The sequence below is a fragment of the Rhizobium sp. GR12 genome, from assembly GCF_036596185.1.
Classification (GTDB): domain Bacteria; phylum Pseudomonadota; class Alphaproteobacteria; order Rhizobiales; family Rhizobiaceae; genus Agrobacterium; species Agrobacterium nepotum.
In genome coordinates this window covers 33,153-54,643 of the sequence record NZ_JASXTH010000004.1, presented here as the reverse complement: position 1 = coordinate 54,643, position 21,491 = coordinate 33,153, and the positions used below count along the sequence as shown (strand labels likewise).

Sequence of the window (21,491 nt, the reverse complement as noted above, 5' to 3'; positions counted from 1 at the left end):
GGCGGTAGAAAACCGCCCGTCACATTCTCCCACTTAGTCCACTGCAGTCACTGCTTCGTCACGTTTTCGAGCCGGGTCGTCTGGCTGGGATGTCCGACATAATCCTTGACGCGCGACGTCAGGACGATGGGTTCGTATCTTTCAAACAGCGGCAGTACCGCTGGCTTCTGTGCAACGAACATTTCCTGCATCTGGGTGTAAATTTCCCCACGCTTCTTGGAATCGGGTTCAAGGGAAGCCTTCGCCGTCAGAGCGGTCAGTTCCGGAATATCCCAGGCTGAGCGCCAGACGAAATTGCCGGCATTGTTGGCGGCAAGCGAATTGTCGGGGTTACTGGAAAATTGCTCCATGGAGCCGAGGACGTTGGGCATATAGGCTCCGGTCTGCGGAATGAGCAGATCGAAATCCCGTGCCCGGTGCGCCGCGATCACATCCGAGCCGTTACCCTGCTGGATGTTCACCTTGATGCCGACCTGGCTGAGCGACGCCTGGATCGCGGTGGCGAGATCAATACGTGGCGTCTGGGCGATCGTCTTCAGGTTGAGCGTAAAACCATTCTCATAACCGGCTTCCTTGAGAAGAGATTTCGCCTTCTCGACGTCAAGCTTCCAGTCGGGGCTTGGGATGGCATATTCGAAATTCTCCGGCACCGGCACCGTACGCGCCCGGCCATAGGGGCCCATGATGGTCTTTTCCATTCCCTTGTAGTCGATGCCATAGGCAATCGCTTCGCGGACCTTGGGATTGGACAAAGGCTCCTTTCCGGCATTCATGGACAGGACGTAGAAGCCGCCAGTCGGAACGCGCTGGATCTGAAAACCTTCCTTGTTGTTGAAGATCGCAAGGTCGGAGGCCGTCAGCGCGCTGGCGATGTCGATGTCGCCTCGCTCCAGCATCAGGCGCTCCACCTGGCTCTCCGGTACATGGCGCACGATGACGCGACGCATCTTTGGTGCGCCGGCGACGTAGTCCTTGTTGGCCTCAAGGATGATGATTTCGTTCGGCGACCAGCGATTGAGCGTAAAGGGTCCGGAACCGGCGGATTTCGTTCTCAGCCAGCCATTGCCCCAGTCGCCATCGACTTCATGGGACTTGAGCTCCTTGCTGTCGACGACACTGGCGATGACCATGGCCAGACGATAGAGCAGCAGTTCTGACGTCGTTTCGCCGGACAGCCCGATGTGAACCGTCTTCTCGTCCGGGGCAGTCACAAGCTTGTCGACATTTTCCGCGTTGTAACCAACCCGCTTGAGGTTGGCGGCCGCCGCCTGGTTCATCTTCAACAGGCGGTTGAGCGAATAAACAACGTCAGCAGACGTCACCGGATTACCCGACGCAAAGTTGGCCTCGCGAAGATGAAAGGTGATGCCCTTGTCATCGGTCTCCCAACGCTCCGCAAGCTGCGGCGAAACCTTCCCCGTGCCGTCCACCGAAATCAGGCGATCATAAAGATTGGCCATGATCTCGTTTGCTTTCGCTTCGGTAGCCTGATGGGGGTCAAGCGACAGAACCTGCGCCAGCGACGTTCCAATGATAAGCTGGTCGTTGGGTGTTTTGGCGGCACTCGGGGCCGCATGCACGAGCATGGCGCCCAGAACGGTGGTGAATGCGAGACGGATCATTGATTTTCTCATACCTGCTCCTCCTACAGATCGGTAATTACATTTGTGAAGCCGGCGACGCCACGACGCGCCAACCGGCCTGAAACAGTCAAAGGTAGTTGTTGTTGAGCGCCTCGATAAGCGCGGCGATATAGCCGTAGCAGAACCCGAATGCGACACCGACGGGATCGCGGCCCGCAATCGTCGGCACATGATCGGGCATGATCATGTAACGATAGCCGAGTTCATGGTAGAGCTTGAGCGAGCGCACCATGTCCATGTCGCCCTCATCGGGAAACGTCTCCATGAACGACAGCTTGCCGCCGCTGATGTTGCGGAAGTGGACGTTGAAGATCTTGTCGCGACTGCCAAACCAGCGGATGACCTCATCGATCTCCTCCCGTGGATTGTCGAGCATCTCGCCGATAGATCCCTGGCAGAAATTCAGGCCGTGATAGGGGCTTTCCCGCATCTGCACGAATTTCTTCAGGCCTTCGACGGTGCCGAGCACCCGGGTGACGCCCTTATAACCCGGCGGGGTGTAGGGGTCATGCGGATGGCACGCCAGGCGGACTTTGTTGCTTTCGGCGACCGGCACCACGCGCTCGAGGAAATAGTCGATGCGTTCCCAGTTTTCGTCTTCGGACAGAACACCGGCAAGGCCCGGAGCCGCATTATGGTCCGCCTTGTCCCAACGCCAGGCTTCATTGAGCGAACCGCCGCGGCCACGCTCCATTTCAGTGCGCGGAATGCCGATGAGGTTGAGGTTGTATTTCGCCGCCGGAATACCGGCTCTGGCGATATCCTCAATCATCTTGCAGACGGCATCGATCTGCCGATCGCGCTCGGGCCCGGCAAGCAGGATATCTGGGAACGAGGCCTGCTCGATCGGCCGGGACGGCAGCGGCAACTGCACCATGTCGAGGACAAGGCCAAAACTCTCGACCTTGTCACGGTGACGCTCAAAGTCTTCAAACGTCCAGCTTGCGGGTGCTCCAGGCGGATCGGCGTTGATATTCCTGACGCCGAGCTGCGCCCAAACCTTAAAATCATCGTCGTCGCGCGCTGTCACCTGGGTGCCGACATACATCGATTCTCTCCCTTTCCATGCTAGTCATCATATGACATCGCATGAAATAAGATGAGTGTCGAGATGCTATTGCGCCTCAGAGAGCAGCCTGTACCGACGCTGGCTGGCAAGCATATGTTCACGCATGGCTTTTCGCGCCGCGTCAGGATCCTGCTCGACGATGGCGCGCAGGATTGCCTCGTGTTCAGCCTGCACTTTGCGAAGATAATTCGCGTCACCCGTTTCGGGCAGCGTGGGAAACTGACCGCGCGGTATCGAGCGTGAGCCGAACTGGTGCAAGGCCTCAAGATAAAAGCGGTTATTGGTCGCTATCGCGATGGCGGTGTGAAATTCGTAATCGGCATCGACTGTCGTTTCGCCCGCATCTATGGCCCGGGCCATTTTGCGATGAGCGGCGGAAATTGCCGCTTCCTGCTGGGCTGTGCGGCGATAGGCGGCGATTGCCGCTGCCTCCCCTTCGGTTGCCAGCCGGAACTCCAGCATTTCCAGCGTTTCTGCGATTGTCCCCACTTCCGATTGCGTGAGCTTGACACCGGCCCACTCACTAGCGTTGCTGACAAATACGCCCTTGCCCTGGATGGGGATGACATAGCCGGCAGAGCGCAGATCTGCGATCGCTTCCCGCACCACCGTGCGGCTCACGCTGTAGGTGCGTTCGAGCTGCGGTTCCGTTGGAAGCTGATCGCCGTTCTTTAATTTTCCACTGCGAATTTCTGCACTGAGTTTATCGATGATCTGTTGCGCCCGCCGCTCCCGCGGTTTTGGCCTATCGCCCATCATGCCACTCTTCCCCCTTGCAGAAAACGAATCCCTTCGTTACTCATATTATGACGTAACGGCACATCATATCTTTCATGTTAACTCAGGGAGGAGTTGGGATGAAGTACCATCAAAAGTTTTTGCAAGGTAGAATTGCGTGCCTGCGGCGAACGGTTCGCGATGGCGCGGTTGCAGACACTGTCTTTTGCGGAAGTGCGACCTTCTATGACTGAAATTTCACTGCGCGGGCTCGGACATCGTTTTCTGCAACTTGTCGTCAGCCTTTTCATCCTGCTCTGCATTACCTTCATCATTGGCCGGGTAATGCCGACCGACCCCGTCGGAGCGATCGTCGGTGAGCTTGCCGATCCCAAAGCTTATGAAGCCATGCGGGTTCGGCTTGGGCTTGACCTCCCCCTTTACCAGCAGTTTTTCATCTATCTTCGCGGCCTGCTGCACGGCGATTTCGGGATCGCAATCCTGACCGGAAACCCGGTAACGCGGGATCTGGCGCAGGCCTTCCCGGCCACACTGGAGCTGGCGACGCTGGCGATCATCATCTCGACAGTCATCGGCGTGCCGCTGGGTCTCGCTGCGGCCCTGTTCCGCGACACGTTCATCGACAAGTTCGCACGTGTCTTTGCGCTGGTGGGGCACTCGATACCGGTTTTCTGGTTCGGCATCGTCGGCCTTGTGATTTTTTACGCGAACCTCAATCTGGTCGCGGGTCCCGGCCGCGTAGACGTCTTTTACGAAGGCCTCGTGGAACCGAGAACGGGGCTGATGCTGGTCGACACTCTTCTCGCAGGTGAGACGGAAATTTTCTGGAACGCACTCGCCCACATCATGCTGCCGGCGATCATCCTCGCCTATATGGCCATGGCATACATCACCCGCATGACACGCGCCTTCACCCTCGAGCAGCTCAGTCAGGATTATGTGATCGCAGCGCGTGCGAAGGGCGTCAGCCCGGCGCGTACCGTGACCCGCCACGTGCTGCCGAATATCGCGGTGCAGCTGATCACCGTCCTCGCCATCTCCTATGGCAACCTCCTGGAAGGAGCCGTGGTGACGGAGATCGTCTTTTCCTGGCCCGGTATCGGACAATATATGACGAATGCGCTGCTTATCGGTGACATGAATGCGATCCTCGCAGCCACGATCGTCATCGGCTTCATCTTCATGATGCTCAACTTCCTCGCAGACGTGGCCTATACCACGCTTGACCCGCGAACACGGGAGGTCGCCCGATGACCGATATCACTCAGAACAATCCCGTGCGGAGCCGCAGCGCGTTGTCGCGGATCTCCACAACAACAGCGCGGACGTTGCGGAAGCTTGGCGACGAGCCACTTGGAATGTTCGGCTTTGCCATTCTCGCCATTCTGGTCGTCGTCGCCATTTTCGCTCCGCTCATTGCGCCCTACGATCCGGTGCGACAGGCGCTCGACAACGCGCTTCAGCCTCCAAGCTGGGCACATCTGGCAGGAACTGACGAATTTGGCCGCGACATTTTCAGCCGCCTTGTCTATGGCACCCGCATCACGATCCAGACCGTTTTGTCGGTCTCGGTCATCGTCGGCCCGATCGGGCTTGCAATCGGGGTCATGGCCGGTTTTTTCGGCGGTCGAACAGACGCTTTTCTGATGCGCGCGACGGATATTGTCCTTTCCTTCCCCTCGCTCGTCCTGGCGCTCGCCTTTGCCGCCGCAATGGGAGCCGGACTTGGCACCGCAATCATCGCGATCTCGCTGACAGCCTGGCCACCCATCGCGCGTCTGGCGCGTGCCGAAGCTCTGGTGGTGCGCAACACCGATTATGTTGCGGCCGCACGCCTCTACGGCGCCTCGCCGATGCGCATTCTGTTTCTGTATATCGCGCCGATGTGCATTCCCTCGGTTATCGTCCGACTGACGCTGAACATGGCCGGCATTATCCTGACGGCTGCCTCGCTTGGCTTCCTCGGTCTCGGCGCGCAGCCGCCGCTTCCCGAATGGGGGGCGATGATCTCCAGCGGCCGTAAATTCATGCTCGATTACTGGTGGGTCGCCGTCATGCCCGGCATCGCGATCCTTTTGACGAGCCTTGCCTTCAACATCGCTGGCGATACGCTGCGCGACCTACTGGATCCGCGTCATGCCCGTTCCTGATAGCTCCCCCATTCTTTCGGTCCGCGACCTAAACGTTCGCTTCGGCCGCAACGCCATCCCCGCCGTCTCCAATGTCAACTTCGACGTCGGACGCGAGCGCGTCGGCATCGTCGGTGAATCCGGGTCCGGAAAGTCCACCACCGGCCGCGCCGCCATGCGCCTTCTGCCCAAGAGCGCGACGGTGACGGCAGAACGGATGGATTTCCTTTCCGAACCCCTGCTTGAAAAATCCGAGCGCCAGATGGGTGCGATCCGCGGCAGCGAGATGGCGCTCATCATGCAGGACCCGCGTTATTCGCTCAATCCGGTCCTGCCGATCGGAAAGCAGGTGGCGGAAGCGGCCGAGCTGCATCTGGCCCTCAAGGGCAAGGCCGCCAGAAACGCCGCACGGGACATGCTGCTGCGCGTGCGCATCAACGACCCGGACCGCGTGATGGGGCTTTATCCGCACCAGATCTCGGGCGGCATGGGGCAGCGTGTGATGATCGCCATGATGCTGCTCGCCAAGCCAAAGCTTGTCATCGCCGACGAACCGACCTCGGCCCTCGATGTCAGCGTCCGCAAGGATGTCCTTCTGCTTCTGGACGAGATGGTGCGCGAGAACGATTCGGGCCTCATCCTCATCAGCCACGACATCCGCATGGTCGCCGCCTTCTGCGAACGCGTGCTGGTGATGTATGGCGGACGCGTGGTGGAGACGCTTTCCAAGCTCGAAGATGCGCAACATCCCTATACGCGGGGCCTGATCGCGGCCATGCCCGATCCCCGCAACCCGGTTCGGCGCCTCAAGGTGCTGGATCGCCAGGCCATCGATGCGGAGGTGATGCGATGATCACGGTAGACAAGCTCGATGTCGTCTACGGCACGAAGGAAAACCGCAATCACGTCGTGCGCGACGTCAGCTTTGAAGTCAACCGAGGCGAAACTCTCGGCATCGTTGGCGAAAGCGGTTGCGGCAAATCGACATTGCTGAGGTCGCTTGCGGGTCTCGAATCCAGCTGGACCGGATCGATCGCTTTCGAAGGCAAACCCGTCGGCAAAGTCCGCAGCCGCGGCGAGCTGAAGCTGGCGCAGATGGTGTTTCAGGACCCCTATGGTTCCCTGCACCCACGCCATCGCATCGGCAGGGCTCTTGCTGAACCGATCCGCTCCATGGGGCTTGGTGACGGCTGGTCGAAAGTCCCGGCTGCCCTGCAACAGGTCGGCCTGCCCGCACATTTTGCCGAGCGCTTTCCGCATGAACTGTCCGGCGGCCAGCGTCAGCGCGTGGCGATCGCCCGCGCCCTGATCCTCGAGCCGCCGATCCTGCTTCTCGACGAGCCGACATCCGCGCTCGACGTCTCCATCCAGGCGGAAATTCTGAACCTGCTGGCCGACCAGCGTGAGGAACAGAACCTGACCTTCGTTCTCGTCAGCCACGACCTGTCGGTAATCGCCCATATGTGCGATCGCGTTCTGGTCATGCAGAATGGCGTTTTTGTCGATGAGTTGACCAGGGCCGATCTTGAAGCGGGCATTACCCACGCAGCCTATTCAGGCGAGTTGTTCGAAAGCAGCTTCCTTTAAAATCTCTTTCGCGAGAATGGGAAGAATGGCCAGCGGGGAAAAGATTACCCACAGCCAGACATCTGGAACTGCTCCGGTCTTAGCGCTCGCTCATCTATGATGACGATGTGGCCATCGCGCCTGTGATATGCAGGCGGGGCCGACCCTTCACAAAGCACCACGTGTGCTAAAGCAGAGCGCAAGGCTCCGCCACACCTTCAAAATCCGATCAGGTTGAGAAGCAATAAATCCAGGGATGTGAAATCTCAAAAGGTCCGTCCACAATCTTCTCTATTCGCGCCAGTGATCCTCAACCCATTTTACCGGGCGCATGAAATGACGCAGGAACTGGAACGGGCGCTTTCGACGGATGCCGTCATCCACAAATGCTTTCAGATGTTGCCTGAGTGAAATCCCCTGACGGCCTGACCATCCCCCGCAGATAGCATCTTCGGGCAGGACATCCCCTGGGAAAATGACAATCTTTGCATCTGTCGGAAGTCTGGCAGGAAGGAAAAAGTTCAGCGGGAACGGCAGCAAACACTGAAAACGGAAATGTCGTATCCATCTTCTGGGAAAAAACTTGATTCCACCCGGCGCTTCGCGCGTAACGAACCGCTGCTCGTAGCCATATTCCTCAGCAACACCAAGGGGATCGGCCGCAAACTTCTTCTGGAGCGGGACGAGCTTTCCAACGGGAAAACGATAGACCGATGTTTGCCCCAGACGCTCGAACGGCTTGGCCGCATTGCGAGACAGGATTACATCTTCAGGATCACCGTAGGTAAAAAAAAGGTCCAGTGAGCCTGTTACAACCAGATCCAGATCCAGAAAAAGGACTACCCCCGACAACGATCCCAGCTTTTCTCCCCAAAGGCGCGACTTGGGCCATATACCTCGTTTTGTTGGTGGAATTTCGTAGTTGATAGCAGGAAGATCTTCACACAGGACCTCAGAACGAATTCCTTCGCGCTTGTCTGTGAAACAAGTAAATGTAAACGGTGGCGTTATGTTTCTTGCCACCATAGCATAAAGCCGATTGATATAGGGCGCAGCGTATTTCGTACCCCAATTTATGCAAATAACCTGCTTAACCATGTAATCGGTCCAGAAAACGGATTCGCCTGAATACTACAACGAACATGTGGAAGTAGCTCTCGTTTTAGACACGATTCTTACCGAGATCAATCGAACTCGTTAGCCAGCAAGAGTTCGGCATAGCTTCAGATTCTCTTGATCGGGTTGGGGGATTAAATCAGTTCAGCCGGTCTCCGTTTTCATCCGAAAACAGATGGATGCAGTTGAGCGTCGGCGAGACCATCATGCTGTCGCCGACTGCCTGCCCTATGCGTTCCCGAAAAACGCCGAGCACCCTGGAATCGCCGAGTTTCATGGTGACCTGCGTTTCCGATCCCAATGGTTCGATGAGCATAATCTCAGCCGGCACACCGCCAGCATCAAGAACGAAGTGTTCAGGACGAATGCCGTAGACGGTCTTTTTACCCCCGAAACCGGCTGCATAGACTGGCAGGGGCAACACGATACCCGCCGTTTCGAAGCCTCTTTCGGTTACCCTGCCGGACAGGAAATTCATCGATGGAGAACCAATGAAGCCTGCAACGAACTGATTTGCCGGGCGGTCGTAAAGTTCAAGCGGCGTGCCGATCTGCTCGACCCTGCCGCCATTGAGAACCACGACCCTGTCGGCCATCGTCATCGCCTCGACCTGGTCATGCGTCACATAGATGGTGGTCGTTTTCAGTTTCTGATGCAGCGCCTTGATCTCGCCGCGCATGACGACGCGCAACTTTGCGTCAAGGTTGGACAAGGGTTCGTCGAACAGGAACACCTGCGGATTGCGCACGATGGCGCGGCCCATCGCGACACGCTGGCGCTGGCCGCCGGAGAGCTGGCGCGGATAACGGTCGAGCAATTGCGTAAGGCCGAGGACATCCGCTGCCCAGTTCACCTTTTCAGCAATTTCCTGTTTCGTCGATCCACGGTGCTCGAGCGAAAACCCCATGTTGCTGGCAACCGTCATATGCGGATAGAGGGCATAGGACTGGAACACCATGGCGATATCGCGGTCCTTGGGGTCGAGATCGTTGACGAGCCGTTCGCCGATCCTGAGTTCTCCGCCGGTAATGGTTTCGAGACCGGCTATCATCCGCAGCAGGGTGGACTTGCCGCAGCCGGAAGGCCCAACAAGCACGACAAACTCGCCATCCCTGATGTCGAGGTCGATGCCATGAATGATTTTCACCGCGCCATAGCTTTTGCGGATGTCGGAGAGAATAACGTGAGCCATAGACAAATTTCCGGTTCTTCAGCCCTTGAGGCCGGTATGGGCGAGGCCTTCGACAAACTGCTTCTGGGCAATCACGAAGACGATGAGCACGGGCAGCGCGGTGAGCGTCGCTGCGGCAAGCTGGATGTTCCACATCGGCCCGCCATAGGCGTCGGTATATTGCGTCAGCGCCTGCGGCAGCGTGAACATCTCGGCGCTGGAAAGAAAAACGATGGGTTCGAGGAACAGGTTCCAGGAATGCAGGAACGTAAAAATTGCGACCGACGCCAGCGCCGGCTTTGCCAGCGGCAGCGCAATCTTGCGAAAGATCTTGAACCGTCCAAGACCATCGACACGGGCGGCCTCCTCCAGCTCTCCCGGCAACGTCACAAAAAACTGCCGCATCACGAAGGTGGCGAACACGCTTGGCGCGCCGAAAATCGGCACAAGGATCAGCGGCCAGTGGGTGTTGACCATGCCTGCCTTCAGGAACATCTGGAACAGCGGCACAATCGTCACTTCGGACGGAATCAGGAGGCCAAGCAGCACGATCATGAAGATCACATTGGCGCCCGGAAACCGGATCCGTGCAAAGGCATATCCTGCCATGGAGGAGATAATCATCGTACCGACGGTTACCACCACGGCAATATAAGCGGAATTCCAGTATTGCCGCACGAAGGGCTGCAACTCGAACACCTTCGAATAGGACGTCCAGTCGTGGCTCTGAGGGATGAGCTGCGGCGGGAAGGCGAAGATGTCGCTGATGGGTTTGATCGATGAGGTAACCATCCACCAGGTCGGAAAGACGAAGGGGATGAGCAGCACGCACAGCAACCCGTAGAGCGCCACCTGCATGCGGGGGGAAAGGTCAGCTTTCATAAAAGACGATCCTCTTGCGCATCTGCCACTGGGCGAAGGTCAACACGGCGACGATCAGAAACAGCAGGATGGACAGCGTCGAGCCGTAACCGAAGAAGTGGAACTGGAAGGCCTGCTGATAGAGGTAATAGACCAGCACCGTGGTCGACAGACCCGGTCCGCCCTGGGTCAGAACCGCAATCTGCGCAAAAACCTGCAGCGAGCCGACAATGGTGATGATCGAGGTCAAGAGGATCGTCGGGCTGATCAGCGGCAGGGTGATGCGACGGAACTGTTTGAAGGCTGGCGCACCGTCGATACGGGCGGCCTCATATAGTTCCTTCGGCACGCCCTGAAGTGCGGCCAGAAACAGGATCATGTTGAGCCCGACATTCTTGAAGACCTGCACGACGATGACCGAAATCATTGCTGTCGTCTCCTCGCGCAGCCAGTTGGGGCCTTCTATGCCGACCATCAGCAACATGCCGTTGATGCCGCCGTTCTTCTGCAGCAGGAAACCCCAGACAATGGTCCAGGCAACCAGCGACACAACGACAGGCGAGAAGAACAGGGTTCTGAAGATCGCGATACCGGCAAGCTTCTGGTTGAGGAGCACTGCGAGCAGCAGCGCCAGCGACAGGTTGAACACCACCAGCCCGGCGGAGAATATCCCGGTCGCGCCCAGCACCTCCAGAAGATTGCCGTCTTCGATAAGCATCCGGTAGTTCTGCGCACCGGTGTAGGTGAAGGTATTGGCGAGCACGTTCCACTCATGCAGCGAATACCAGAAAACCAGCCCGAGCGGGATCAGCACGAAGATGACGATCCCGATCAGTTGCGGGGCGATAAACAGAAAGCCTGCGAGGCTGTCGCGCCGCGCGATGGTCCAGAACGCCGATACCGGGCGATGCTGGGGACGGGGAACCTGCTGCGCGACAGCCATGGCTTTCTCCTCAGCGCTTCAGGAGCGGCCCGATCTGGCCGCAGATTTTTTGAAGCGCGCCGGCGACGTCCGCCTCCGGCCGCCAGACGGCGTCGAGGTTTGAGCGCACGATCTGCTGGATCTGGGCAAAGCCGGTGTGGCCGGGCATGACCTTGCCGCTGGCGATGCCTGCGATGACGACCTTTTCGATCTGCTCCTGGCTGAGCAGCGGATTTGTCTTTTTCAGCACCTCCGCATTCAGCAGCGACTTGCGTGCCGAAGGGAAGAACTGGCTGAGCTTTGCCGAATTTTCCGGATTGGTCATGTAAGCGACGAATTCGGCCGCGGTCTGCGCATTCTTGCCGGACTGCATGACGCCGATGCCAGCCTGGCCGATCAGCGCGTATTCACCGGCCGGCCCCTTCGGCAGCGGCACGAGGTCCCAGCCGAAAGGCTTGTCCTTCGGCAGAAGCGATGCACGGCTGATCTGGGTGATGGTCATCGCTGCATTGCCGGCAAAGAAATCCACCGTCTCGCCGGGGCCGGGCATGGCCTTCTTGCTGAAGATGGCATCATGGATGAACGACACGGCATCCGTCATCGGCTTTTCCGCCATGGTGCAGGTTGCGCCATCCACGCTCCAGGGCGACGCGCCCCAGCCGTTCCACACCGAGGTCAGATATTGCCAGCTTTGGTAATTGAAGTCGCGGACGACGAGACCGCCCTTGCCGGATTTGCCGACCGCCGAGGCCGTGGCGATGGCGTTTTCCCACGTCCATTCGCCAGCTGCGATCATTTCCGCCGGGTTTTTTGCGCCTGCGGCCTTGATGAGATCATTGTTGACGAACACCGCGAAAGGCGAAGTCGAGAACGGATAGGCGAAGAGCTTGCCGTCCTGCGACCAGCGTTCCGTGGCGCCAGCACTGACTTCGTCGAGATTATAACCCTGCGCAGCTTTCAGCGTATCGGTAAGCGGGTAGAGCGCACCGGATTTGACGAAATCATAGGCGGATGTTTCGAAAATCCAGGCCATATCAGGCGCGTTGCCGCCAGCGATCTGGGTCGTCAGCGCTGTCGTATAGGTGTCGAACGGCAGTGACTCGTAAGTCACGCTGACATTGGGGTGATCCTTCTTGAAGTCGGCGGCGATGTCGTTGAAGAGTTTCAGATGCGCTTCGTTGGCGCTCCAGATCGTCATGCGCAGCTTGACCGCATCCTGCGCCGCCGCTGTCCCTGCAAGGGCAAACGAACCGATAAGGGCCAGCGCACAGGCCGTGGATCGCGTTTTCCGATGATAATTCATTCCCAGTCCTCCTCCAAAGATGGGTTCGATCGAACGGCAGTCCGCCGTCCTAATAGGCCGCGATATCCGGCCAGCGTATTTCAATGCCCTCTCGGGTCAGCGCCGTCTGGAAGGCATGAAGATGTTCATCGTCTTCCTGCACCTGATGCGGCGTCAGGCCCTTTTCCAGGCAATAGGCCGCAAGCATTCCAGCCACCTCGCCGATATTCCATTCGACCGGATGCAGGCGGTAGCAGCCGTTGGTGATATGCGTCGTGCCGATGTTCTTGCCGGCCGGAATAAGGTTCTTCACGCGCTCGGGGATGAGTGCGCCAAGCGGAATCTCGAACGGGCAGGAAGGCACATCGATATAATTGTCGCCGCCGGTCGATGGATGCAGATCGATGCGGTACATGCCGATGCCGATGCTGTCGCGATAGCGGACAGCACCTCTGTCGCCGCGAACCGTGTAGGAAAGGTCCTGTTCGACGATGCGCGTGACCGGCTTGATCCGGCGGCTTTCGCGGATATAGGGCGCCATGGCAAGGCCGTGTTCGGTGCCGGTAATATCGCCTCTCAGGCGCAGTCCACGAAACCCCTGCCCGCCATCGAGCCGCGGCGCTTCCGTCTGCAGCCAGTAAAACACCGAATAGGAAAGATCGGCCGCCGCCTTCAGATGCCGCGCCTTTTCCTCTTCCGAGATATCGATGATTGTGCCGTCCATGTAGTCGATCATCGGCCAGTTCACGAGGCAGATATCGGATTTATAGAAGCCGGGCGCGAAGTTCTTGCGTGCCGCAATGCGGCGGAAAATCCAGAGGTTTTCATCGCCGCCGCCCCTGCGCTGATCGGCATCGACCAGCAGCGGATCATCATCCGGATTTGGCGTAAAGGAGCGGGTCGTATGTTCGAGCGTGCGCGGATGCGGCGCGGTGAAACCGAGCATCGGCCCGCCCCAGAAATGCGGCTGGTACTTGCGCCAGTAATCGTAATTATCAGGCTTGTCGATCGTCTGGTCGCCGTCGACATGGTCGATCGCAAAGCAGATCGATACGGCCTGCACATTGTCCGGCTGGATTTCAGCCGGCGCGCTGGGCTCGCCCGTATCCGATTGCGCCTCGAAGCCCTTGGCATATTCCGTGCCCGTCATCGGCAACAGATCGCCAAGCTCGGTCGCATCAAGAATATAATCGGCGGAAATGACGATCTCGGCGCCGCTGTCGCGATGGCGCACGGTAATCGAGCGGACCCGGTCGCCATCGACATCGGCCGCGACCGGACGATAGGGCTTGAGCACCGTCAGCCGGTCCGCGCCGATATAGGGCATCAGCATGCTTTCCATGACAGCGAGGCTGACGCGCGGTTCAGCGCAGATGCGACTGACCCAGCCGCCACCCGGATTAAGGTCGCCCCAGGCGCGGGCTCCTTCCGTCAGCGGATAATGATCGCGGTAATATTGGCGTACGCCATTGCGCAATGCGCGATAAGACCGGGTGATGCCGAATTGCTCGACCCAGCTGTGTTCGTCCGACGGCACGGCCTGGCTGGTCAGCTGACCGCCGATCCAGTCATATTCCTCGGTCATGATCACGCGCTTTCCGGCCCGTGCGGCACCGAGTGCCGCCGCCACGCCGCCGAGGCCACCACCGACCACAAGAATGTCTGCTTGCATCTCTTTCACGTCGTCACATCCGTTTTGTTGACTTTGGACTTATCTGGGGAGGCCGCCGGAGCTGGTCCCAATGTTTCACCCTTGACCGGCTGGCACTTGAGTAAAATCTGACTTCCCGGGCTGCCGGTCTCGATGCGGTTCACCAGCATTGCGGTCGCCTGCCGGCCCATTTCTTCACGGGGAATTTCATAGGAAGTGAAACGCACAGGGCTGCGACCGGCACGAATATGACTGCCGAGCACGACCATCGAGAAGACTTCAGGCACGCCAATTCCGCGCTCCCGTGCCAAAGTCTCGACGCGCACCGCATCCGCCAGTTCGATGAAAAATGCCGCCGTCGCACCGCTTTCGATGATCGCATCGAGGATCTTTTCGGCAGGCCGGTTTACCGCCTTTATGTGCAGGGCAAGCGTCGCCGCCGTGCCGAGCGCGTCGCTGAACCCCCGCCAGCGGTCGGCGATGGATTCCGCGGGACCCGCAGGGCCGATATAGGCGAGTTTCGAATGCCCGAGCATCATTGCGTCTTCAACAAGCTGCCGCGTGCCTGCGGCATAGTCGCCGCCCACATAGGGCACCGGCCCGCCGGCATCGTCGCGCCGGCCTATAGCCACGAATGGATAGTCTTCCGAGACCAGCCGGGCGAGTTCCTTGCGGTCGAATTCGCGACCGAGGACGAGACAGCCATCGGCGATCCGGAGCCTGTTGCCCTCGGAGAAAATCTTGCGGTCATTGCCCACACCTGCGCTGGTCAGCAGCAGAAGATCGTAAGCCTGCTGCTGCGCCTCCTCCTCGATGCCTAAGAGAAACGGCGTGAAGAAGTCGGCCTGCGCACTTGGAAAAGCGGGCTCATAGGTGAAGACGCCGAGGATGCGATTAAGCCCTTTGGCCATCCGGCGCGCAATCGGGTCCGCGACATAACCCGTCTTGCGGATGACGTCCTGCACGCGCTCGCGGGTTTCAGCCGGGATACGGGCGATGGTAGCCGGTGCACCGTTCAGAACGAGCGAAACCGTGGCCTGACTGACGCCGGCCAGTCTCGCAATATCGTTCTGAGTAAGGCGCTTATGGTTGGCCACGCAATGCCCTCCCCGACATCGGCTGCTTGCTAATACGTATTAGCTGTTAATGCGTATTAGCACGATCTACCTGCCGGGTGTCAAGAGGGCAAAGATGGCTTGCGGAGAGATGTTTTGAGGAGTGCCGATGAGACTGCCAGCCGCCAAATGGCGGCCGCGCTGGGTCGAGGGCCTTCATCCCAGCCGTAAAGTCTTGCCCAGCGCAAGTTCAGGGAGTTGAAGGCGTCTTTTCGCTGACAAGCTTTTGCCCGAGCAGCCAGGTCCACATCGCCTCATCGCTCAGTACTTTTCTCTCGACCTCTTCATGGTTCGTATCCTCGAAAACCGTCAGCCGTACATTGCGTTTCAGTTCCTGGAGGCGTTGAACCAGAATCACCGTGTCGGAAAGAGGAATCACCTCATCTTTTGCTCCATGAAAGGCCCAGAAGGCCGTTTTTTCATTGGTGCGATTGAGGTAATGGCGGATGCCGCCACCGGCGATTGGAACGACGGCGGCAAAAGTTTGCGGGAACTGCTCGGCCATCGACCAGGCGCCGAACCCTCCCCGACTATATCCGATCAGATAGATGCGGCTGCGATCCACGCGGTGATCCGCCACAACCGATTCAAGGACACTTGCGACGCGCTCGATCGGATACAGCAGTTCCTCGCTTGGATTTTGCGGCGAAAACACCATGAATGGAAATTCACGCCCCTCCTCGATCAATTTGGGCAGGCCGCTGCCACGCAGCTTTTCAACATCGCTCCCGCCCTGATCGCCGCCATGCAGCCAGACGACGAGAGGATAGGTCTTGTCCGAACCGGCATAGTCCTTCGGGGTATAGAGCAGATAATTGATGTCCGACGCGATCGTTGTTTCAGACTTCATCGCCTGCTGCTCGGCAAACGCAAATGTCGATGTGGCGAGTGCTGCGATAACGATCAGGCAAAGTTTCAGATGTTTCATGGTTTCGTCCTCCCGAAAAACATACCTCTTCCCAAGGCACGATTGCTGAACTCATGAGCCACCGGGTTGGTTCAGTGGTTCGAGAGGCAGGCCAGCCGAGGTCCCATAAGAACCCGACTGGGGCTGCGAATTTCTATTCGACACCACAGTTCACCCTCGTGTGGAAGACAGCGGCATACGTTCATTATTTGTTCTGGCTTGCTGTTTGAGTTTTTGCTAATCATTGCGACAACAGTGCGAAAATGACTGGCCGTCTCTCCGAAGGCTGGCATTTTTGAAAAGGCCGTCATCGTGCGGATAGGCAAATATCAGGGATGCGGGGCATGGCGGTTGCCTATCTGGACAAACTGAACGAGCAGCAACGCAAGGCCGTGGAACATGGCGTTGGACTTTCACACGGACACACGGCTGGACCATTGCTGATCATCGCCGGCGCCGGTTCCGGCAAGACCAATACGCTGGCGCACCGGGTGGCGCATCTGATTGTCAACGGCGCCGATCCTCGCCGCCTCCTGCTGATGACGTTTTCGCGGCGTGCCGCCTCCGAAATGTCTCGCCGTGTCGAGCGGATCTGCAAACAGGTCATCGGCGCCAATGCCGGAACTCTTACCGATGCGCTGGCGTGGTCCGGTACGTTTCACGGGATCGGCGCGCGCCTCTTGCGTATCTATGCCGAACAGATCGGACTGGACGTGGACTTCACCATCCACGACCGCGAGGACAGCGCCGACCTGATGAACCTTGCCCGACACGAGCTAGGTTTTTCCAAGACCGAGAGCCGTTTTCCGACAAAGGGCACCTGCCTTGCGATCTATTCGCGCGCCGTCAATTCTCAGACACCGTTGAAAGAGATCCTGCGCCAGCACTACCCATGGGTGTCCACCTGGGAAGACGAGCTCAAACAATTATTCGCCGCTTATGTCGAGGCCAAGCAGGCCCAGAATGTTCTCGATTATGACGATCTGCTGCTCTACTGGGCCCAGATGGTCAGCGATCCCGACCTTGCCGGCGATATCGGCAATCGTTTCGACCATGTGATGGTCGACGAATATCAGGATACCAACCGGCTGCAGGCCTCGGTGCTGATGGCGCTGAAACCCGGCGGCCGCGGGCTGACCGTGGTGGGGGACGACGCCCAGTCGATCTATTCGTTCCGGGCAGCGACGGTGCGCAACATACTGGATTTTCCGGCATGTTTCAGCCCGGCCGCCGATGTTATCACCCTTGATCGAAACTACCGCTCGACACAGCCGATACTGGCTGCGGCCAACGGCGTCATCGACCTTGCCCGCGAGCGCTTCACCAAAAATCTCTGGACCGAACGGCAATCGCTCGAGCGACCGAAGCTCGTGACGGTAAAGGACGAAACCGAGCAGGCGAATTTCATCATCGACCAGGTGCTGGCCGATCGTGAGACCGGCATGACACTGAAGCAGCAGGCCGTGCTGTTTCGCACGTCCAGTCACAGCGGCCCGCTTGAAATCGAGCTGACACGCCGCAACATCCCCTTCGTCAAATTTGGCGGCCTGAAGTTTCTCGACAGTGCCCATGTGAAGGACATGCTGGCGGTGTTGCGTTTCGCGCAAAACCCGCGCGACCGGGTCGCCGGTTTCCGGCTTCTTCAGATGCTGCCGGGTATCGGGCCGAAGAAGGCCGGCAATATTCTCGATACGATTGCGGCAGACCCCGAGCCGTTGCTTTCCCTTGACGAAATCCCGCCGCCACCCAAAACCGGCGATGACTGGGTGTCCTTCGTTCAGCTGCTGGCGAACCTGCGAAAATCGCACAGCGGCTGGCCGTCAGATATCGAGCACGCGCGGCTCTGGTACGAGCCTCATCTTGAGCGCATCCATGAGGACGCCGAGACCCGCAAGGCCGATTTGCTGCAACTCGAGCAGATTGCCGGCGGCTACCCTTCCCGCGAACGTTTCCTGACCGAACTGACGCTCGATCCGCCGGATGCCACCAGCGATCAGGCAGGGGTGCCGTTGCTGGATGAGGATTACCTGACACTTTCAACGATCCATTCGGCAAAAGGTCAGGAATGGCGGTCGGTTTTCATCCTGAATGTGGTCGATGGCTGCATACCCTCCGATCTCGGCGTCGGCTCCACGCATGAAATTGAAGAGGAACGCCGGCTGCTCTATGTCGCCATGACGCGCGCCAAGGACAGTCTGTCGCTGATCACGCCGCAACGGTTCTTCACCCACGGCCAGAACGCGCAGGGAGACCGGCATGTTTATGCCGCCAGAACCCGCTTCATACCGGCAACTTTGCTGCAGTTCTTCGAAACCGCCACCTGGCCCCTGGTTTCGGCCGCGGCTTCCGAGCGCAGCGCGCAGCAGATCCGCATCGACGTCGGCGCGCGGATGCGAGCGATGTGGAAATAGGCAAGATCGTACAGGCTGGAACGATGGATAAAACGGCTGTTCGAAAGATCATCCATATCGACATGGATGCATTTTATGCATCGGTGGAGCAACGCGACAATCCCGCACTTCGCGGCCTGCCGGTCGCCGTTGGTGGATCGGCGGCACGGGGCGTGGTGGCTGCGGCAAGTTACGAAGCGAGAACCTTCGGCGTGCATTCCGCGATGCCATCGGTTACCGCCAGACGGAAATGCCCGGATCTGATCTTCGTGCCGCCGCGCTTCGAGGTGTATCGGCAGGTCTCGCAACAGATCAGGGAGATATTTGCCGAATATACCCCGCTGATCGAGCCGCTATCACTCGACGAAGCCTATCTCGATGTCACCGAAAACCTGAAAGGCATGGAGATTGCCACCGAAATCGCGTTGGAAATCCGCGCGAATATCAAAACGGTCACCGGCCTCAATGCGTCCGCCGGCATTTCCTACAACAAGTTTCTCGCCAAGATGGCAAGCGACCTGAACAAGCCGAATGGCCAGGCCGTCATCACGCCAAAAAACGGCCCGGGCTTTGTTGAAGCCCTGCCCGTCAAGAAATTCCATGGTGTGGGACCAGCCACGGCCGAGCGGATGAAACGGCACGGCATCGAAACCGGGCTCGATCTCAAGTCGAAAGCACTCGGTTTTCTGCAACAGCATTTTGGAAAGTCCGGCCCTTATTTCTACAACATCGCCCGCGGCATCGATGGACGACCGGTAAAGCCCGATCGCATCCGCAAATCCGTCGGCGCCGAGGACACATTCATCGAGGACATCGACGATCTCGATCTGGCCAAGGCCGAGCTAGGCCCTTTGGCTCAGAAAGTCTGGCGTTATTGCGAGGCCCATGACATCACCGGAAAGACGGTCACCGTTAAGATCAAATATTCGGATTTCAGCCAGGCGACCCGCAGCAAGACCGTATCGGGAGCCGTGTCTGACGTCGCGACGATCCAGGAGATGGCAGAGACCCTGCTTGCCTCCGTCTTTCCATTCAAACGTCCGGTGCGGCTGTTGGGGATCACTCTTTCATCGCTGAATACCGAAGAGAGCGAACAGGAACCGCAGTTGGCGCTTGGAATATGATGCCGCTTTCCCGAAGCGAAAAAGCCCGCCAGGGGAGTAGCTACACCGGGCTTTCCGCTATACCGCGCTGCGAAAGAGTGGGGTACTCTTGTGTGGTCGAGCAATAAAGCGTTATTGACTGTCCTTATCGATAAAGTCATACCACCGTTAGCAGGTAGACCAGACAGGATCCGCGAAGTGCAGGTAGAAGCATTCCCGATATCAGGCTTAAAAAAGATAACTCCGGCCCGTTTTGGCGATAGCAGGGGCTACTTCAGCGAAGTTTTCAAGCGCGACTGGTTTCGAGAGAATGTGTCGGACGTAGAATTCTTGCAGGATAATGAATCCTTGTCCGCGCAGGCCGGGACCGTCCGCGGGCTTCACTTCCAGACGAACCCGTTTGCACAGGGAAAGCTTGTCCGCTGCATTCGTGGTCGCCTGCTGGACGTCGCCGTCGATATCAGAACGGGGTCTCCCACTTTCGGACAATGGGCCGCCATCGAGCTTTCACCGGAAACCGGTGAGCAGTTCTGGATACCGGCTGGCTTCGCCCACGGGTTTATGACACTCGTCGATGACACCGTCATCTCGTACAAGGTCACAGCTCCTTACAGCGCGGACCATGACCGCGGCGTTAAGTGGGATGATCCTGCAATCGGCATCAACTGGCCAACGGTAGGCGACCGCGTACTTTCCGACAAGGACGCAAAGCAGCCGTCTCTGTCCGAGTTGCCCGACTATTTCACCTACCAAAAAACGGAAAACTGATAATGCGCGTTCTAGTCACCGGCGGCGCCGGATTTATCGGATCGGCCCTTGTGCGCTATCTCGTGAGCGAAGTGGGCGCGGATGTTCTTACCGTCGACAAGCTGACCTACGCGGGTAATCTGGCCTCACTGAAGCCAATCGAAAATGCGCCAAACCACCGCTTTCTTCAGGCGGACATATGCGACCGCGCCGCGATGAATGACGCTTTCGCGACATTTCAACCGGACTACGTGATGCATCTGGCAGCTGAGAGCCACGTCGACCGCTCCATCACGGGTGCTGCCGATTTCATTCAGACCAATATCAACGGCACATTCACGATGCTGGAAGCAGCACGGGAATATTGGGTCGGCCTGGCCGACGACGCGAAAACAAGCTTCCGCATGCTTCACGTCTCGACCGATGAGGTTTACGGTTCGCTCGGAGAGCATGGCCTCTTCGAAGAAACAACACCCTACGATCCTTCGTCGCCGTATTCCGCTTCGAAAGCCGCAAGCGACCATCTCGCCACTGCCTGGCAGCGCACCTATGGTCTTCCGGTCGTGATTTCCAACTGCTCAAACAATTACGGGCCGTTCCACTTCCCTGAAAAACTTATTCCGCTGATCATTCTCAACGCGCTGGAAGGTAAGCCGCTGCCTGTCTATGGAAACGGCTCCAACATTCGCGACTGGCTCTATGTCGAAGACCACGCCCGTGCCTTGTGGCTTATCGCCCAGAAGGGCCTTGCCGGCGAAAAGTACAATGTCGGCGGCAGAAATGAGCAGAAAAACATCGATGTAGTCAACTGCATCTGCTCCATTCTGGACGAGTTGCGCCCGCAATCGATGCCCTATGCCGAGCTCGTCAAATATGTCACCGATCGCCCCGGCCACGATGCCCGCTACGCCATTGACGCAACGAAGCTGGAAACTGAACTCGGCTGGAAGGCGCAGGAAAATTTCGCGACCGGCATCCGCAAGACTGTGGAATGGTATCTCGACAATGCGTGGTGGTGGCAGCCGCTGCGCGAAGGTGTTTACGCAGGAGAGCGTCTCGGCGTTCTGGTGAAGGTCTGAGC

At 58.3% G+C, this 21,491-nt stretch carries 19 protein-coding genes; 8 read left to right on the top strand and 11 right to left on the bottom strand.

Annotated features, from left to right (window positions below; all coding sequences use genetic code 11):
• Window positions 1–47: 47 nt before the first annotated feature.
• From QSK43_RS08125 to QSK43_RS08115, 3 genes are all read right to left on the bottom strand, one after another.
• On the bottom strand, window positions 48–1,586 hold the full coding sequence (locus QSK43_RS08125; protein ID WP_332303305.1) for an ABC transporter substrate-binding protein: 1,539 nt from the start codon (window positions 1,584–1,586) through the stop codon (window positions 48–50).
• A gap of 124 nt (window positions 1,587–1,710) precedes the next feature.
• On the bottom strand, window positions 1,711–2,691 hold the full coding sequence (locus QSK43_RS08120; RefSeq protein WP_332303020.1) for a mannonate dehydratase: 981 nt from the start codon (window positions 2,689–2,691) through the stop codon (window positions 1,711–1,713).
• A 66-nt stretch (window positions 2,692–2,757) separates the two neighbouring features.
• Window positions 2,758–3,471 carry a FadR/GntR family transcriptional regulator gene (locus QSK43_RS08115; RefSeq protein ID WP_332303019.1) on the bottom strand — a complete coding sequence of 238 codons (714 nt, stop codon included), beginning with the start codon at window positions 3,469–3,471 and terminating at the stop codon, window positions 2,758–2,760.
• 204 nt (window positions 3,472–3,675) lie between these two features.
• Here QSK43_RS08115 and QSK43_RS08110 point away from each other — a divergent pair, with 204 nt between their 5' ends.
• Genes QSK43_RS08110 through QSK43_RS08095 form a run of 4 tightly spaced genes read left to right on the top strand, consistent with a single transcriptional unit; the run spans window position 3,676 to window position 7,166 of the window.
• On the top strand, window positions 3,676–4,704 hold the full coding sequence (locus QSK43_RS08110; protein ID WP_332303018.1) for an ABC transporter permease: 1,029 nt from the start codon (window positions 3,676–3,678) through the stop codon (window positions 4,702–4,704).
• The gene (locus QSK43_RS08105) at window positions 4,701–5,600 is read left to right on the top strand and encodes an ABC transporter permease (RefSeq protein WP_332303017.1); all 900 of its coding nucleotides are present in this window, start codon (window positions 4,701–4,703) and stop codon (window positions 5,598–5,600) included. Before QSK43_RS08110 ends, QSK43_RS08105 begins: the two co-directional genes overlap by 4 nt.
• A complete protein-coding gene (locus QSK43_RS08100) occupies window positions 5,587–6,432 on the top strand; it encodes an ABC transporter ATP-binding protein (protein ID WP_332303016.1) in 846 nt (281 codons plus the stop codon). The genes QSK43_RS08105 and QSK43_RS08100 overlap by 14 nt, the downstream gene beginning before the upstream one ends.
• Window positions 6,429–7,166, top strand: coding sequence for an ABC transporter ATP-binding protein (locus QSK43_RS08095; RefSeq protein ID WP_332303015.1), 738 nt, complete (start codon window positions 6,429–6,431; stop codon window positions 7,164–7,166). Before QSK43_RS08100 ends, QSK43_RS08095 begins: the two co-directional genes overlap by 4 nt.
• A gap of 270 nt (window positions 7,167–7,436) precedes the next feature.
• Here QSK43_RS08095 and QSK43_RS08090 read toward each other — a convergent pair whose 3' ends face one another.
• From QSK43_RS08090 to QSK43_RS08055, 8 genes are all read right to left on the bottom strand, one after another.
• On the bottom strand, window positions 7,437–8,243 hold the full coding sequence (locus tag QSK43_RS08090) for a glycosyl transferase (RefSeq protein ID WP_332303014.1): 807 nt from the start codon (window positions 8,241–8,243) through the stop codon (window positions 7,437–7,439).
• Between the two features lie 157 nt (window positions 8,244–8,400).
• Window positions 8,401–9,453, bottom strand: a complete 1,053-nt coding sequence (locus QSK43_RS08085) for an ABC transporter ATP-binding protein (RefSeq protein WP_332303013.1) — start codon at window positions 9,451–9,453, stop codon at window positions 8,401–8,403.
• An 18-nt stretch (window positions 9,454–9,471) separates the two neighbouring features.
• Window positions 9,472–10,314 carry a carbohydrate ABC transporter permease gene (locus QSK43_RS08080; protein WP_332303012.1) on the bottom strand — a complete coding sequence of 281 codons (843 nt, stop codon included), beginning with the start codon at window positions 10,312–10,314 and terminating at the stop codon, window positions 9,472–9,474.
• Window positions 10,304–11,236: a carbohydrate ABC transporter permease gene (locus tag QSK43_RS08075; RefSeq protein WP_332303011.1), complete on the bottom strand. Its 933-nt coding sequence runs from the start codon at window positions 11,234–11,236 to the stop codon at window positions 10,304–10,306. Before QSK43_RS08075 ends, QSK43_RS08080 begins: the two co-directional genes overlap by 11 nt.
• 10 nt (window positions 11,237–11,246) lie before the next feature.
• Window positions 11,247–12,518, bottom strand: coding sequence for an ABC transporter substrate-binding protein (locus QSK43_RS08070; protein ID WP_332303010.1), 1,272 nt, complete (start codon window positions 12,516–12,518; stop codon window positions 11,247–11,249).
• A 49-nt stretch (window positions 12,519–12,567) separates the two neighbouring features.
• Entirely contained in the window at window positions 12,568–14,169 is a 1,602-nt protein-coding gene (locus QSK43_RS08065; RefSeq protein WP_332303304.1) for an FAD-dependent oxidoreductase, read from the bottom strand.
• 5 nt (window positions 14,170–14,174) lie between these two features.
• Window positions 14,175–15,245 carry a LacI family DNA-binding transcriptional regulator gene (locus QSK43_RS08060; RefSeq protein WP_332303009.1) on the bottom strand — a complete coding sequence of 357 codons (1,071 nt, stop codon included), beginning with the start codon at window positions 15,243–15,245 and terminating at the stop codon, window positions 14,175–14,177.
• Between the two features lie 208 nt (window positions 15,246–15,453).
• On the bottom strand, window positions 15,454–16,191 hold the full coding sequence (locus tag QSK43_RS08055) for a prolyl oligopeptidase family serine peptidase (protein WP_332303008.1): 738 nt from the start codon (window positions 16,189–16,191) through the stop codon (window positions 15,454–15,456).
• A gap of 323 nt (window positions 16,192–16,514) precedes the next feature.
• Here QSK43_RS08055 and QSK43_RS08050 point away from each other — a divergent pair, with 323 nt between their 5' ends.
• The 4 genes from QSK43_RS08050 (at window position 16,515) to rfbB (ending at window position 21,489) form a co-directional block, all read left to right on the top strand.
• Entirely contained in the window at window positions 16,515–18,581 is a 2,067-nt protein-coding gene (locus tag QSK43_RS08050; protein ID WP_332303007.1) for an ATP-dependent helicase, read from the top strand.
• Window positions 18,582–18,604: 23 nt separating this feature from the next.
• Complete coding sequence (gene dinB, locus QSK43_RS08045; protein WP_332303303.1) at window positions 18,605–19,684, top strand: DNA polymerase IV; 1,080 nt, start codon at window positions 18,605–18,607, stop codon at window positions 19,682–19,684.
• A gap of 177 nt (window positions 19,685–19,861) precedes the next feature.
• A complete protein-coding gene (gene rfbC / locus QSK43_RS08040; RefSeq protein WP_332303006.1) occupies window positions 19,862–20,431 on the top strand; it encodes a dTDP-4-dehydrorhamnose 3,5-epimerase in 570 nt (189 codons plus the stop codon).
• A gap of 2 nt (window positions 20,432–20,433) precedes the next feature.
• Window positions 20,434–21,489, top strand: a complete 1,056-nt coding sequence (rfbB, locus tag QSK43_RS08035; RefSeq protein WP_332303005.1) for a dTDP-glucose 4,6-dehydratase — start codon at window positions 20,434–20,436, stop codon at window positions 21,487–21,489.
• Window positions 21,490–21,491: the final 2 nt, after the last annotated feature.

What these genes read in the sequence shown, in the direction of transcription:
- QSK43_RS08125 (WP_332303305.1), bottom strand. Translation starts at nt 1,586, where the DNA reads ATGCTCGTGCATGCGGCCCCGAGTGCCGCCAAAACACCCAACGACCAG.
- QSK43_RS08120 (WP_332303020.1), bottom strand. Translation starts at nt 2,691, where the DNA reads ATGTATGTCGGCACCCAGGTGACAGCGCGCGACGACGATGATTTTAAG.
- QSK43_RS08115 (WP_332303019.1), bottom strand. Translation starts at nt 3,471, where the DNA reads ATGATGGGCGATAGGCCAAAACCGCGGGAGCGGCGGGCGCAACAGATC.
- QSK43_RS08110 (WP_332303018.1), top strand. Translation starts at nt 3,676, where the DNA reads ATGACTGAAATTTCACTGCGCGGGCTCGGACATCGTTTTCTGCAACTT.
- QSK43_RS08105 (WP_332303017.1), top strand. Translation starts at nt 4,701, where the DNA reads ATGACCGATATCACTCAGAACAATCCCGTGCGGAGCCGCAGCGCGTTG.
- QSK43_RS08100 (WP_332303016.1), top strand. Translation starts at nt 5,587, where the DNA reads ATGCCCGTTCCTGATAGCTCCCCCATTCTTTCGGTCCGCGACCTAAAC.
- QSK43_RS08095 (WP_332303015.1), top strand. Translation starts at nt 6,429, where the DNA reads ATGATCACGGTAGACAAGCTCGATGTCGTCTACGGCACGAAGGAAAAC.
- QSK43_RS08090 (WP_332303014.1), bottom strand. Translation starts at nt 8,243, where the DNA reads ATGGTTAAGCAGGTTATTTGCATAAATTGGGGTACGAAATACGCTGCG.
- QSK43_RS08085 (WP_332303013.1), bottom strand. Translation starts at nt 9,453, where the DNA reads ATGGCTCACGTTATTCTCTCCGACATCCGCAAAAGCTATGGCGCGGTG.
- QSK43_RS08080 (WP_332303012.1), bottom strand. Translation starts at nt 10,314, where the DNA reads ATGAAAGCTGACCTTTCCCCCCGCATGCAGGTGGCGCTCTACGGGTTG.
- QSK43_RS08075 (WP_332303011.1), bottom strand. Translation starts at nt 11,236, where the DNA reads ATGGCTGTCGCGCAGCAGGTTCCCCGTCCCCAGCATCGCCCGGTATCG.
- QSK43_RS08070 (WP_332303010.1), bottom strand. Translation starts at nt 12,518, where the DNA reads ATGAATTATCATCGGAAAACGCGATCCACGGCCTGTGCGCTGGCCCTT.
- QSK43_RS08065 (WP_332303304.1), bottom strand. Translation starts at nt 14,169, where the DNA reads ATGCAAGCAGACATTCTTGTGGTCGGTGGTGGCCTCGGCGGCGTGGCG.
- QSK43_RS08055 (WP_332303008.1), bottom strand. Translation starts at nt 16,191, where the DNA reads ATGAAACATCTGAAACTTTGCCTGATCGTTATCGCAGCACTCGCCACA.
- QSK43_RS08050 (WP_332303007.1), top strand. Translation starts at nt 16,515, where the DNA reads ATGGCGGTTGCCTATCTGGACAAACTGAACGAGCAGCAACGCAAGGCC.
- dinB (WP_332303303.1), top strand. Translation starts at nt 18,605, where the DNA reads ATGGATAAAACGGCTGTTCGAAAGATCATCCATATCGACATGGATGCA.
- rfbB (WP_332303005.1), top strand. Translation starts at nt 20,434, where the DNA reads ATGCGCGTTCTAGTCACCGGCGGCGCCGGATTTATCGGATCGGCCCTT.